At 61.2% G+C, this 13813-nt stretch carries 12 protein-coding genes; 5 read left to right on the forward strand and 7 right to left on the reverse strand.

Annotation, left to right across the window (positions count from 1 at the left end; all coding sequences use genetic code 11):
* Window positions 1-116 precede the first annotated feature (116 nt).
* The 5 genes from J3P86_RS25550 to J3P86_RS25570 form a co-directional block, all read right to left on the reverse strand.
* Window positions 117-1085: a CDP-6-deoxy-delta-3,4-glucoseen reductase gene (locus J3P86_RS25550; RefSeq protein ID WP_434654812.1), complete on the reverse strand. Its 969-nt coding sequence runs from the start codon at window positions 1083-1085 to the stop codon at window positions 117-119.
* Window positions 1085-2551 (reverse strand): 4-hydroxy-3-polyprenylbenzoate decarboxylase, encoded by a 1467-nt coding sequence (ubiD, locus tag J3P86_RS25555; RefSeq protein WP_434571014.1) that lies wholly within the window; start codon window positions 2549-2551, stop codon window positions 1085-1087. The genes J3P86_RS25550 and ubiD overlap by 1 nt, the downstream gene beginning before the upstream one ends.
* Before the next feature lie 119 nt (window positions 2552-2670).
* On the reverse strand, window positions 2671-3930 hold the full coding sequence (gene rho, locus J3P86_RS25560; RefSeq protein WP_003206716.1) for a transcription termination factor Rho: 1260 nt from the start codon (window positions 3928-3930) through the stop codon (window positions 2671-2673).
* 241 nt (window positions 3931-4171) lie between these two features.
* Window positions 4172-4501, reverse strand: a complete 330-nt coding sequence (trxA, locus tag J3P86_RS25565; protein ID WP_003206727.1) for a thioredoxin TrxA — start codon at window positions 4499-4501, stop codon at window positions 4172-4174.
* Window positions 4502-4622: 121 nt separating this feature from the next.
* Window positions 4623-5330 carry a FadR/GntR family transcriptional regulator gene (locus J3P86_RS25570; RefSeq protein ID WP_434627203.1) on the reverse strand — a complete coding sequence of 236 codons (708 nt, stop codon included), beginning with the start codon at window positions 5328-5330 and terminating at the stop codon, window positions 4623-4625.
* Window positions 5331-5584: 254 nt separating this feature from the next.
* Between J3P86_RS25570 and J3P86_RS25575 the strand changes: the two genes are divergently transcribed.
* The 5 genes from J3P86_RS25575 to ppx all read left to right on the forward strand — a co-directional run bounded on the left by J3P86_RS25575 (window position 5585) and on the right by ppx (window position 10191).
* Entirely contained in the window at window positions 5585-6370 is a 786-nt protein-coding gene (locus J3P86_RS25575) for a transporter substrate-binding domain-containing protein (protein WP_305498011.1), read from the forward strand.
* Between the two features lie 21 nt (window positions 6371-6391).
* A complete protein-coding gene (locus J3P86_RS25580) occupies window positions 6392-7060 on the forward strand; it encodes an amino acid ABC transporter permease (protein ID WP_181288088.1) in 669 nt (222 codons plus the stop codon).
* Window positions 7057-7707: an amino acid ABC transporter permease gene (locus J3P86_RS25585; protein ID WP_434627201.1), complete on the forward strand. Its 651-nt coding sequence runs from the start codon at window positions 7057-7059 to the stop codon at window positions 7705-7707. Before J3P86_RS25580 ends, J3P86_RS25585 begins: the two co-directional genes overlap by 4 nt.
* The gene (locus J3P86_RS25590; RefSeq protein ID WP_039590243.1) at window positions 7694-8428 is read left to right on the forward strand and encodes an amino acid ABC transporter ATP-binding protein; all 735 of its coding nucleotides are present in this window, start codon (window positions 7694-7696) and stop codon (window positions 8426-8428) included. The genes J3P86_RS25585 and J3P86_RS25590 overlap by 14 nt, the downstream gene beginning before the upstream one ends.
* Before the next feature lie 260 nt (window positions 8429-8688).
* Window positions 8689-10191, forward strand: coding sequence for an exopolyphosphatase (gene ppx, locus J3P86_RS25595; protein WP_434627199.1), 1503 nt, complete (start codon window positions 8689-8691; stop codon window positions 10189-10191).
* Window positions 10192-10393: 202 nt separating this feature from the next.
* On the opposite strand, the gene ppk1 is transcribed toward ppx, so the two are convergent.
* Window positions 10394-12610: a polyphosphate kinase 1 gene (ppk1, locus tag J3P86_RS25600; protein ID WP_434602202.1), complete on the reverse strand. Its 2217-nt coding sequence runs from the start codon at window positions 12608-12610 to the stop codon at window positions 10394-10396.
* Between the two features lie 17 nt (window positions 12611-12627).
* A complete protein-coding gene (gene hemB / locus J3P86_RS25605) occupies window positions 12628-13641 on the reverse strand; it encodes a porphobilinogen synthase (RefSeq protein WP_434571002.1) in 1014 nt (337 codons plus the stop codon).
* Window positions 13642-13813 lie beyond the last annotated feature (172 nt).

Here is a 13813-nt window from a genome sequence, read left to right on the forward strand (position 1 = left end):
GCTTGCTCCCGCTGGACTGCGCAGCAGTCCCAGATGAGGCGGTCGCTGCGCAACCGAGCGGGAGCAAGCTCCCTCGCCACGAAGAACTCACCGAGCCTAGGTTGGACGAACGCGGTTCAAGCCCGCGGCGCGTACGCAAACACATCCGCACGCATCTGATGAGCGTCCATCCCGGCTTCCACCAGCGCATCAAGCGTGGCGTAGATCATCGCTGGTGAGCCGCTGGCGTAGACGTGGACGCTGGAAAGATCGCTGATGTCTTCGCACACGGCTTCATGGAGCATCCCGCAGCGCCCTTCCCAGCCGCACAAGTCGCTGACGACTTTGTGCAGGAACAAGTTCGGCAGTTTTTTCCATTCATCCCAATGCTCGATTTCGTAGAAATCCTCCGGCCGCCGCACGCCCCAATACAAATGCACCGGGTATTTGAAACCGGCGGCCCGGCAGTGCTCGATCAGGCTGTGCATCTGCGCCATGCCGGTTCCAGCGGCGATCAGCACCAACGGGCCATCCGGCAACTCGGACAAGTGGGTATCACCGAACGGCATTTCGATGCGCACGGTAGGATTGCGCCGCAGTTGCTCCAGCAGCGCCAGCGCACTGCTTTCGCGCGCCAGTACATGTAGCTGCAGGTCCCGCCCCGAATGCGGCGCCGAGGCCAGGGAGAACGCCGATTTTTCGCCGTTCTCGCGCTCGATCATCAAGTATTGCCCAGCGTGATAGCGCGGCGGCTTGCCCGCCGGCGCCCGCAGGCGCACCCGCCAGACATCGCCGCCGACATCACTGCATTCGGTAACCTGGCACGCCAGGTTGCGCACCGGCAGTTCACCCGGCGCCAGCACGCCATCCCAGAGCACCACGCAATCCTCCAGCGGCTCGGCAATGCAGGTGAAGATCTCGCCGTGATCACGCACCTCACCGGCCTGCGTCACGCGACCTTCCACCAGCAGCGCGCCACAGACGTGGCAATTGCCATTGCGGCAGCTCTGCGGACATTCGTAGCCCAGGCGCCGGGCGCCATCGAGAATCCGCTCCGCCGGCTGTATCTCCAGCACCGCGCCGGACGGCTGCAAGGTTACACGCATCAATCTATTCCTAACTGATTCCAGATGGCATCGATCCGTTGGGTAACGGCTTCATCCTTGACGATAACCCGGCCCCATTCACGGGTGGTTTCACCGGGCCATTTATGCGTGGCATCGAGCCCCATCTTCGACCCCAGGCCGGACACCGGCGAGGCGAAGTCGAGGTAGTCGATCGGCGTATTCTCGATCATCACCGTGTCGCGCTTCGGGTCCATGCGCGTAGTGATGGCCCAGATCACGTCGTTCCAGTCCCGTGCGTTGATATCGTCATCAGTGACAATAACGAACTTGGTGTACATGAATTGTCGTAAAAACGACCAGACGCCCAACATCACCCGCTTGGCATGCCCCGGATATGACTTCTTCATGGTCACCACGGCCATGCGGTACGAGCAGCCTTCCGGTGGCAGGTAGAAGTCAGTGATCTCCGGGAACTGCTTCTGCAGGATCGGCACGAACACTTCGTTCAGCGCCACGCCGAGGATAGCCGGCTCATCGGGCGGACGTCCGGTGTAGGTGCTGTGGTAGATCGGCTTGATCCGATGGGTGATGCGCTCGACGGTGAACACCGGGAAGCTGTCCACCTCGTTGTAATAACCGGTGTGGTCGCCGTAAGGACCTTCATCGGCCATTTCGCCGGGGTGGATCACGCCTTCGAGAATGATCTCGGCGGTGGCCGGCACTTGCAGGTCGTTGCCACGGCATTTCACCAGCTCGGTGCGGTTGCCCCGCAGCAGGCCGGCAAAGGCATATTCGGAAAGGCTGTCCGGCACGGGCGTGACGGCGCCAAGGATAGTCGCCGGATCCGCGCCCAGGGCCACCGAAACCGGGAACGGCTGGCCAGGGTGTTTTTCGCACCACTCACGATAATCCAGCGCGCCACCCCGATGGCTCAGCCAGCGCATGATGACCTTGTTGCGGCCAATCACCTGCTGGCGGTAGATACCGAGGTTCTGGCGATCCTTGTTCGGCCCTTTGGTGACGGTCAGGCCCCAGGTGATCAGCGGCCCCACGTCGCCCGGCCAACAGGTCTGCACCGGCAGCATGGCGAGGTCGACAGCGTCGCCCTCGATCACCACTTCCTGGCAGATCGCGTCCTTGACGACTTTCGGCGCCATGGAAATGATCTTGCGGAAAATCGGCAGCTTCGACCAGGCGTCCTTCAGGCCCTTCGGCGGCTCCGGCTCCTTGAGGAACGCGAGCAGCTTGCCGATCTCGCGCAGTTCGCTGACAGCTTCGGCCCCCATGCCCAGGGCTACACGCTCCGGTGTGCCGAACAGATTGCCCAGCACCGGGATGTCATAGCCGGTCGGATTTTCGAACAGCAGTGCCGGGCCCTTTGCCCGCAGGGTGCGGTCGCAGACCTCGGTCATCTCCAGCACTGGGGACACCGGCACCTGGATGCGCTTGAGTTCGCCGCGCTGTTCCAGACCGCTGATAAAGTCGCGCAAGTCGCGATACTGCATGCAAAGCCTCATGGTGACCGTGGCGTTCGGGGGCCCGAGTTTAACGCCGCCCGTTCGCAATAGTGAATGCACAGACAGCAAAAAGCCGGGTTTCCCCGGCTCTTGCTGGCCTGCTCGACTTACTTGCGCTTCATCGACAGGAAGAACTCATCGTTGGTCTTGGTCGTTTTCAGCTTGTCGACCAGGAACTCGATGGCCGCCACTTCATCCATCGGATGCAGCAGCTTGCGCAGGATCCACATGCGCTGCAACTCGTCATCGGCCGTCAGCAATTCTTCGCGACGGGTACCGGAACGGTTGATGTTGATGGCCGGGAACACACGTTTCTCGGCGATGCGACGGTCCAGGGGCAGTTCCATGTTGCCGGTACCCTTGAACTCCTCGTAGATCACTTCGTCCATCTTCGAGCCGGTTTCAACCAGCGCGGTGGCGATGATGGTCAGCGAGCCGCCTTCTTCGATGTTCCGTGCGGCACCGAAGAAACGCTTCGGCTTCTCCAGGGCGTGGGCATCGACACCACCGGTCAATACCTTGCCGGAGCTCGGGATCACGGTGTTGTAGGCACGGGCCAGACGGGTGATGGAGTCGAGCAGGATCACCACGTCCTTCTTGTGCTCGACCAGGCGCTTGGCCTTCTCGATCACCATTTCGGCAACCTGCACGTGGCGGGTCGGCGGCTCGTCGAACGTCGAGGCGACCACTTCGCCGCGCACGGTGCGCTGCATCTCGGTCACTTCTTCCGGACGCTCGTCGATCAGCAGCACGATCAGATGAACTTCAGGATTGTTACGGGCGATGTTGGCCGCGATGTTCTGCAGCATGATCGTCTTGCCCGCTTTCGGCGGCGCCACGATCAGACCGCGCTGGCCTTTGCCGATAGGTGCGCACAGGTCGATGACACGACCAGTGAGGTCTTCGGTGGAACCGTTGCCGGCTTCCATCTTCATGCGCACGGTCGGGAACAGCGGGGTCAGGTTCTCGAAGAGAATCTTGTTCTTCGCGTTTTCCGGACGGTCGAAGTTGATCGTATCGACCTTGAGCAGCGCGAAGTAACGCTCGCCTTCCTTTGGAGGGCGGATCTTGCCAACGATGGTGTCACCGGTGCGCAAGTTGAAGCGACGGATCTGGCTCGGCGAGACGTAGATATCGTCCGGGCCGGCGAGGTAGGAAGCGTCCGCGGAGCGGAGGAAGCCGAAGCCGTCCTGGAGAATCTCCAGCACGCCATCACCGGAGATTTCCTCGCCGCTTTTTGCGTGCTTCTTGAGCAGGGAGAAAATCACGTCCTGCTTGCGCGAACGGGCCATATTTTCTATGCCCATCTGTTCGGCCAATTCGAGCAGTTCGGTAATCGGCTTTTGCTTGAGTTCAGTCAGATTCATATAGGAATGACGTAATCATTTATGGAGGGGGGAAATTAAGCTTTTGGCTTAATGAGGCCGCGCCGCAGAGAAGGCGACAGGATCGCGTACTTGTTCGAAAGGAGAGCGTCGGCGACGGCTTGCAGGGGGCAATGGAGAAACCAGTGCGGGGCCGAATGTAACACCTCGATTTACGAGCGTCTAGCCCTGGATAACGAAAAAGCCCCGCGATTTGCGGGGCTTTTGGCAGAACATTCGACGCTTAGATGTTGGCGTCGAGGAAAGCTGCCAGTTGCGACTTCGACAGCGCGCCGACCTTGGTGGCCTCGACGTTGCCGTTCTTGAACAGCATCAGGGTCGGGATACCACGCACGCCGTGCTTGGCCGGGGTTTCCTGGTTTTCGTCGATGTTCAGCTTGGCGACGGTCAGTTTGCCCTTGTAGGTCTCGGCAATTTCGTCCAGGACCGGAGCGATCATTTTGCAAGGACCGCACCACTCAGCCCAATAGTCGACCAGCACTGCGCCTTCGGCCTTGAGTACGTCAGCTTCGAAGCTAGCGTCGCTAACGTGTTTGATCAGATCGCTGCTCATGGAAATCTCCGGGGTAATCAGCAAAAAAACGTGGCCCATCATAGCTGCCCTTCCCAGGTTCAGGAAGCCGCAGTTGATTGAGTCTCGCTATGGAGATTGATGGCTTTGGGTATGGCCCGCTTCATGAAGCGGCCGGTGCGATGAACGAGATACCGGTACGCAACGCCGCATTACGTACATGTTCCTGCATGGTTTTTTGCGCCGAAACCGATGCCCGGCGGGCCAGGGCGCGAAGGATCTTGCGATGTTCCTGCCACGTCTCCATCGCCCGCTCCGCCCTGATGAACGGTAGTTTCTGGCTTTCCAGGAAGATATCGGCGCTGGCGGTGAGAATGCCCAGCATCGCCTGGTTGCCGCTGGCCAGCAGGATCCGCCGGTGGAACTCGAAATCGAGCCGCGCCGCCGCGTCGAAATCCCCCGCTTTCAACTCTCGGCGCATGGCCTCGACGTTGTCATCCAGGGCATCGAGCTCATCGGCGCTCAACGTGACGGCCGCCAACCCGGCCGCGAACCCCTCAAGGGCATAACGCAACTGAAAGATATCCACCGGCGAGGCCTGCGCGGCGAAGGGCCAACCCGGCGTTGGTTCGCTGCGTGGGGCTTGCGCCGGCGATTGCACGAATACCCCCCTCCCTGGCTGCACGCTAATCATGCCCAAGGCACTGAGCGATGAAAGCGCCTCGCGCAGTGAGGCCCGGCTCACCCCCAGCTGCAAGGCCAGGTCCCGTTGTGACGGCAGCGCATCCCCCGGGCCGAAACCTTGATCGGCGATCAGCTTGCGGATGCCTTGCAGGGCGACTTCCGGAACGGCACGAGAAATGGAATTCATGGTTTTTCAGGGAAACCGAGTCAATGAGCGGCTAGTTGTAAAGCTATTCGAAGCCCTCGGCAAGTCGTGCCCCAGCAGGGTTCGGCGGCTTGTATCAACGCTCGATAAAGGTGCGAAACGCGACGCAACTGTTCAGACCAGTCAGACCGATGCCCGCCAGCAAAATCGCGGCTTTGGTGGATCAGCAAGGCCTTTGGCATGGCCTGTGCTCTGTCCGATCAGAGAAATCACATCATCGACTGCGGAGATTCACCATGATCCAGCGTTGCAGCGTCCTGCTCACTGCCCTGTTTGCCAGCCTGATGCTTTGCCAATTGCCCGCCCACGCCGATGGCCTGGAAGACGTGGTCAAGCGCGGTACGCTCAAGGTTGCGGTGCCTCAGGATTTTCCACCGTTCGGCTCCGTGGGTCCGGACATGAAGCCACGCGGCCTGGACATCGATACGGCGAAACTGCTGGCCGACCAGCTCAAGGTCAAGCTTGAACTGACGCCCGTCAACAGCACCAACCGCATTCCATTCCTGACCACTGGCAAGGTCGACCTGGTGATTTCCAGCCTGGGCAAGAACCCTGAGCGTGAAAAAGTCATCGACTTCTCCAGCGCCTACGCGCCGTTCTACCTGGCCGTATTCGGCCCGCCTGATGCCGCCATCAACGGCCTGGACGACCTCAAGGGCAAGACCATCAGCGTCACCCGTGGCGCCATCGAAGACATCGAGCTGAGCAAGGTCGCCCCCGAAGGCACCACCATCAAGCGCTTCGAAGACAACAACTCGACCATCGCCGCCTACCTGGCCGGCCAGGTGGACCTGATCGCCAGTGGCAACGTGGTGATGGTGGCCATCAGCGAGCGCAACCCCAAGCGCGTTCCGGCGTTGAAAGTGAAACTCAAGGACTCGCCGGTGTACGTGGGCGTGAACAAGAACGAGCCGGCGCTGCTGGACAAGGTCAACCAGATCCTCGCTACGGCCAAGACCGACGGCAGCCTGGAGAAAAACGCCCAGACCTGGCTCAAGCAGCCGCTGCCGGCCGACCTCTGACCGTCGCTTGAGAGGCTGAGCATGGCTTATCAGTTCGATTTCCTGCCGGTGGTGCAAAACACCGAGCTGCTGTTGCGCGGCGCGCTGTTCACCCTTGAACTGACGGCCATCGGCGCTTTGCTCGGGGTCGGCCTGGGCATCGTCGGGGCGGTGGTTCGGGCGTGGAATATCCGTCCGTTCGCGGCGATCTTCGGCGTGTACGTGGAACTGATCCGCAACACGCCGTTCCTGGTCCAGTTGTTTTTCATCTTCTTCGGCTTGCCGTCCCTGGGCCTGCAGATTTCCGAGTGGCAGGCGGCGGTGCTGGCGATGGTGATCAACCTCGGCGCGTATTCCACCGAGATCATCCGGGCCGGCATCCAGGCTATCCCACGGGGGCAACTGGAAGCCGCCGCGGCACTCGCGATGAGCCGCTTCGAAGCGTTCCGCCACGTAGTCTTGCTGCCGGCACTGGGCAAGGTCTGGCCGGCGCTGAGCAGCCAGATCATCATCGTGATGCTCGGCTCCGCCGTCTGTTCGCAGATCGCCACCGAAGAGCTGAGCTTCGCCGCCAATTTCATTCAGTCGCGCAATTTCCGCGCGTTCGAAACCTACGCGCTGACGACGCTGATCTACCTGTGCATGGCGCTGTTGATCCGCCAGTTTCTCAACTGGGTCGGGCGTCGCTACATTGCCAGGAGCAGCCAATGAGCGATTTCACTTTCTGGGACGTGGTGCGCAACCTGCTCACCGGCCTGCAATGGACCCTGGCGCTGTCGCTGGTGGCGTTTATCGGCGGCGGTGTGATCGGCTTGCTGGTGATGGTGCTGCGCATCTCCAAACGCGCCCTGCCGCGTAATGTCGCCCGGACCTATATCGAGCTGTTCCAAGGCACGCCACTGTTGATGCAGTTGTTCCTGGTGTTCTTTGGCGTGGCCCTGGCCGGGGTGGAGATTTCCCCCTGGATGGCGGCGGCGATCGCCCTGACGCTGTTTACCAGCGCCTACCTGGCGGAGATCTGGCGCGGTTGCGTCGAGTCGATTTCCAACGGCCAATGGGAAGCGTCCGCGAGCCTGGCGCTCAACCCGCTGGAACAGTTGCGCTACGTGATCCTGCCCCAGGCGCTGCGGATTGCCGTGGCGCCGACCGTGGGCTTCTCCGTGCAGGTGGTCAAGGGCACGGCCGTGACGTCGATCATCGGCTTTACCGAACTGACCAAGACCGGCGGCATGCTCGCCAATGCCACGTTCGAGCCGTTCATGGTCTACGGCCTGGTGGCCCTCGGTTATTTCCTCCTTTGTTACCCCTTGTCCCTCAGCGCGCGCTACCTGGAAAGGAGACTGCATGCCTCTGCTTAGAATTTCCGCCCTGCATAAGTACTACGGCGATCACCACGTGCTCAAAGGCATCGACCTGAGTGTCGAGGAAGGCCAGGTGGTAGCGATCATCGGCCGCAGCGGTTCGGGAAAATCCACCTTGCTGCGCACCCTGAACGGTCTCGAATCGATTAACGACGGCGTGATCGAAGTCGATGGCGAGTACCTCGACGCGGCACGCGCCGACTTGCGCAGCCTGCGCCAGAAAGTCGGGATGGTGTTCCAGCAATTCAATCTGTTCCCGCACCTGACGGTCGGCGAGAACGTGATGCTCGCGCCACAAGTCGTGCAAAAAGTGCCCAAGGCCAAGGCGGCCGAGCTGGCGCGGCAGATGCTGGAGCGGGTCGGGCTCGGCGAGAAATTCGATGCCTTCCCGGACCGTTTGTCCGGCGGCCAACAGCAACGGGTAGCGATTGCCCGAGCCCTGGCGATGTCGCCGAAGGTGCTGCTGTGCGATGAAATCACCTCGGCCCTGGACCCGGAGCTGGTCAATGAAGTGCTCAGCGTGGTGAGGCAATTGGCCAAGGAAGGCATGACGCTGATCATGGTCACCCATGAAATGCGCTTTGCCCGGGAGGTAGGGGACAAGCTGGTGTTCATGCACCAGGGCAAGGTGCATGAAGTGGGGGACCCGAAGGTACTGTTCGCCGATCCGCAGACGGCCGAGCTGGCAAACTTCATCGGGACGGTGGAGCCTGCCTGATTTTTACTGCCAAAGAACACTCTGTGGCGAGGGGATTTATCCCCGCTGGGCTGCGCAGCGGCCCTAAAGCTATGAACTCAATCTTCTTGGCACGACGAGTTGCTTGGTTTGGGGGCCGCTTCGCAGCCCAGCGTGGATAAATCCCCTCGCCACAGAAGCATCCTGCGAATGGCTCTGGGTCAGTGGTTTGGATCAGGCGCGTTGGCGTAAGCGATCGATCGTGGCAGGATGGCAAGGTTATCGACCGAGACTTTTTGACCATGCCGCTATCCCAAGCCAAGAATCTGTCCCTGATCGCTGCCATAGACCTGGGCTCCAACAGCTTTCACATGGTCGTCGCCAAGGCCCAGAACGGGGAAATCCGCATTCTTGAGCGACTCGGCGAGAAGGTCCAGCTGGCCGCCGGTATCGACGAAGAACGTCAACTGAGCGAAGAATCCATCCAGCGCGGCCTCGACTGCCTCAAACGGTTTGCCCAACTGATCAACGGCATGCCCCTGGGCGCGGTGCGCATCGTCGGCACCAATGCCCTGCGCGAGGCGCGCAACCGCGGCGAATTCATCCGGCGCGCCGAAGAGATCCTCGGCCATCCGGTGGAAGTCATCTCCGGCCGTGAAGAGGCCCGCCTGATCTACCTGGGTGTTTCCCACACCCTGGCGGACACCCCGGGCAAGCGCCTGGTGGCGGACATCGGCGGCGGTAGTACCGAATTCATCATCGGCCAGCGCTTCGAACCACTGTTGCGCGAAAGCCTGCAGATGGGTTGCGTCAGCTTCACTCAGCGCTACTTCCGCGACGGCAAGATCACCCCGGCCCGCTACGCCCAGGCCTACACGGCGGCGCGCCTGGAAATCATGAGCATCGAGCACGCGCTGCACCGCCTGACCTGGGATGAAGCCATCGGCTCCTCGGGCACCATCCGCGCCATCGGCCTGGCGCTCAAGGCTGGCGGCCATGGCAGTGGCGAGGTCAACGCCGAAGGCCTGGCCTGGCTCAAGCGCAAAGTGTTCAAGCTGGGCGAATCGGACAAGATCGATTTCGAAGGCATCAAGCCTGATCGCCGGGCGATTTTCCCGGCGGGCCTGGCGATTCTCGAGGCGATTTTTGACGCCCTCGAACTGCAACGCATGGATCACTGCGAAGGTGCCCTGCGTGAGGGCGTGCTCTACGACCTCCTGGGGCGCCATCATCACGAAGACGTCCGCGAGCGCACCCTCGGCTCGCTCATGGAGCGTTACCACGTCGATCAGGAACAGGCGGCGCGGGTCGAGCGCAAGGCCCTCCACGCGTTCGACCAGGTGGCCGACGACTGGGACCTGAACGACGGTGTCTGGCGCGAACTGCTGGGCTGGGCCGCCAAAGTGCACGAAGTCGGCCTGGACATCGCCCACTACCATTACCACAAGCACGGCGCCTACCTGATCGAGCACTCGGACCTGGCGGGTTTCTCGCGCGAGGACCAGCAGATGCTTGCGCTACTGGTGCGTGGTCACCGGCGCAATATTCCCAAGGATAAATTCGCCGAGTTCGGCGATGACGGCATCAAGCTGATCCGCTTATGCGTGCTGTTGCGCTTCGCAATCCTCTTCCACCACATCCGCGGCACCCAGGAAATGCCCCAGGTAACCCTGCATGCCAATGGTGATCAACTGGATGTGATATTCCCGGACGGCTGGCTGGAAGAAAACCAATTGACCCAGGCCGACTTCGCCCAGGAAGCGGAATGGCTGACCCGGGTTGGGATTGTGTTGAATATTCACTGAGTCCAGCGACAAAGATCTTGTGGCGAGGGGATTTATCCCCGCTGGACTGCGAAGCAGCCCCAGAGAGGTTGGACTCAGTAAATCTGACGCACCGCGCTGCCAGGTTTTAGGGCTGCTGCGCAGCCCAACGGGGATAAATCCCCTCGCCACGAATAAATCCGCTCGCCTCAGACTGTGTAGCCTTAAGCAGTCGCCTCCAACCCTAACGAACCGCCAACACCGGGCTGCTAAGCCGATCCAGCAAGGTCGCCTGGGCACTGCGCGGGTTCTGGTTGCCGGTCGGTGTGTTGCGGATGTAACGACCGTCCGACTGCAGACTCCAACTGTGGGTGTTGTCGGTGAGGTAGCTTTCCAGCTCCTTCTTGACCCGCAGGATCAGCTTCTTGCCCTCCACCGGGAAGCAGGTCTCGACACGCTTGTCGAGGTTGCGCTCCATCCAGTCGGCACTGGAGAGGAACATTTGCTCCTCGCCGCCATTGAGGAAATAGAACACCCGGGTGTGCTCCAGGAAGCGCCCGATGATCGAGCGCACATGGATGTTGTGGGACACCCCCGGAATGCCCGGCCGCAGGCAGCACATGCCGCGTACCACCAGGTCGATGCGCACGCCCGACTGGCTGGCCTTATATAGCGCGCGAATGATCTTCGGATCAGTCAGCGAGTTGAATTTGGCAATGATGTGCGCGGGCTTGCCGTCCAGGGCGAACTGGGTTTCCCGGGCGATCATGTCGAGCATGCCCTTTTTCAGGGTGAACGGCGCATGCAGCAATTTTTTCATGCGCAGCGTCTTGCCCATGCCGATCAGTTGGCTGAACAGCTTGCCGACGTCCTCGCACAGCGCATCATCCGAGGTCAGCAGGCTGTAGTCGGTATACAGCCGAGCGTTGGCGGCGTGATAGTTGCCGGTGCCCAAGTGCGCGTAGCGCACAATCTCGCCGGCCTCGCGCCGCAGGATGAGCATCATCTTGGCGTGGGTCTTGTAGCCAACCACGCCGTAGATCACCACCGCGCCGGCCGCTTGCAGGCGGCTGGCCAGTTGCAGGTTGGATTCTTCGTCGAAACGCGCGCGCAATTCGATCACCGCGGTGACTTCCTTGCCGTTTCGCGCCGCGTCCACCAGGGCGTCGACGATCTCCGAGTTGGCGCCGCTGCGATACAACGTCTGGCGCACCGCCAATACGTGGGGATCCTTGGCGGCCTGGCGCAGCAAGTCGACCACCGGCGTGAACGACTCGAAGGGGTGCAGCAGGAGGATGTCCTGCTTGCTGACCACACTGAAAATGTTCTCGCTGTTTTGCAGCAGTTTCGGAATCTGCGGCGTAAACGGCGAGTATTGCAGCTCCGGATGGCTGTCCAGGCCGGTGATGCTGAACAGCCGCGTCAGGTTCACCGGACCATTGACCTGATACAGCTCGGTCTCGTGCAGGTTGAACTGCTTGAGCAGGTAGTCGGACAGATGTTTCGGGCAGGTGTCAGCCACTTCCAGGCGCACCGCATCGCCGTAACGGCGGGAGAACAGCTCGCCGCGCAGGGCGCGGGCCAGGTCTTCGACGTCCTCGGTGTCCACCGACAGGTCGGCGTTACGGGTCAGGCGGAACTGGTAGCAGCCCTTGACCTTCATGCCCTGGAACAGGTCATCGGCATGGGCGTGGATCATTGACGACAGGAACACATAGTTGTCGCCTGGCCCGCCGACATCTTCCGGCACGCGGATGATGCGCGGCAGCAGGCGCGGCGCCGGAATGATCGCCAGGCCGGAATCGCGACCAAAGGCATCGATGCCTTCCAGCTCGACGATGAAGTTCAGGCTCTTGTTTACCAGCAATGGAAACGGGTGCGTCGGGTCGAGGCCGATCGGGGTAATGATCGGGGCGATCTCGTCGCGGAAGTAACGGCGTACCCAAGTCTTGAGCTTGGTCGTCCAGTAGCGGCGACGGATGAAGCGGACCTGATGTTTTTCCAGCTCCGGCAGCAGAATGTCGTTGAGGATCGCGTACTGGCGGTCAACGTGGCCGTGTACCAGCTCGCTGATGCGCGCCAGGGCCTGGTGCGGTTGCAAGCCATCGGCACCGGCCTGCTCGCGGGCGAAGGTGATCTGTTTTTTCAGGCCGGCGACGCGAATCTCGAAGAACTCGTCCAGGTTGCTGGAAAAGATCAGCAAAAACTTCAGCCGCTCCAGCAGTGGATAGGACTCATCCAGTGCCTGCTCCAGCACGCGGATGTTGAATTGCAGTTGCGACAGCTCGCGGTGGATGTACAGGCTGCTGTCATCCAGGTTGGTGATCGCGATCGCCGGAGCAGGGGCCGGCTCGGGCACGGCCGCTGGAGCCGACTCCAGCTCCGGCGGCGTTTCGGCGGCTTGCTCGACCACGGGCTGAGCGTCTTTTACGGCAACTTCTGTGAGTCCTTCGGTATTCATCGCAAGTTCCTGGGAGGCTATTTCTGCTCTCGTAACAATTGGGCGGCGCGCACGGCAAAGTAGGTCAGGATGCCATCAGCACCCGCACGTTTGAAAGCGGTCAGGGACTCGAGAATCACCCCTTCGCTCAACCAGCCGTTCTGGATCGCGGCCATGTGCATCGCATACTCGCCGCTGACCTGATAAACAAAGGTCGGTACTTTGAATTCTTCCTTTACCCGGCAAAGAATGTCGAGATAAGGCATCCCCGGCTTGACCATGACCATGTCTGCGCCTTCTGACAAGTCGGCAGCCACTTCGTGCAAGGCTTCATGGGTGTTGGCCGGGTCCATCTGATAGGAGGCCTTGTTGGCCTTGCCCAGGTTCAGGGCCGAGCCGACCGCGTCGCGGAACGGACCGTAGTAGGCGCTGGCGTACTTGGCCGAATAGGCCATGATGCGCACGTTGACATGGCCGGCCACTTCCAGGGCTTCGCGGATCGCCTGGATGCGACCGTCCATCATGTCGGATGGCGCCACGACCTGGGCCCCCGCTTCGGCGTGGGACAACGCTTGCCTGACCAGTGCATCGACGGTGATGTCGTTCTGCACGTAGCCTTCTTCGTCGAGAATGCCGTCCTGACCGTGGGTGGTGAACGGATCCAGCGCCACGTCGGTAATCACACCGAGCTCCGGGAAGCGCGCGCGCAGGGCACGGGTCGCGCGCTGGGCAATACCCTCGGGGTTCCAGGCTTCGGCGGCGTCCAGCGATTTGAGCGCTGGCGGGGTGACCGGGAACAGCGCCAGCGCCGGGATACCCAGTTCCACCCACTCGGCCGCCGCTTCGAGCAGCAAGTCGATGGTCAGGCGCTCCACGCCCGGCATCGACGCCACCGCTTCACGACGGTTCTCCCCGTCCAGCACGAACACCGGCAGGATCAGGTCATTGGTGGTCAGCACATTTTCACGCACCAGCCGACGGGAGAACTCATCACGGCGGTTGCGGCGCAGACGGGTGGCGGGGAACAGACGATTGGCGGGGGTAAAGCTCACGGCAGACTCCTGAGCCCGCAGACGGGCGAGCGTGACAGTTATAAGCGGTCATTATGACGAACACATGACAGTTGTGCTGAAGCGCGACCACTAGTCGCAGCGATTGTCTTCTGTAGGAAATGTTCACGTCGAGACACATTTCGATACTTTCCTGAATGTGTCTGAAGGGTTA

This window comes from Pseudomonas sp. D1-1, from assembly GCF_051132225.1.
Lineage (GTDB): Bacteria > Pseudomonadota > Gammaproteobacteria > Pseudomonadales > Pseudomonadaceae > Aquipseudomonas.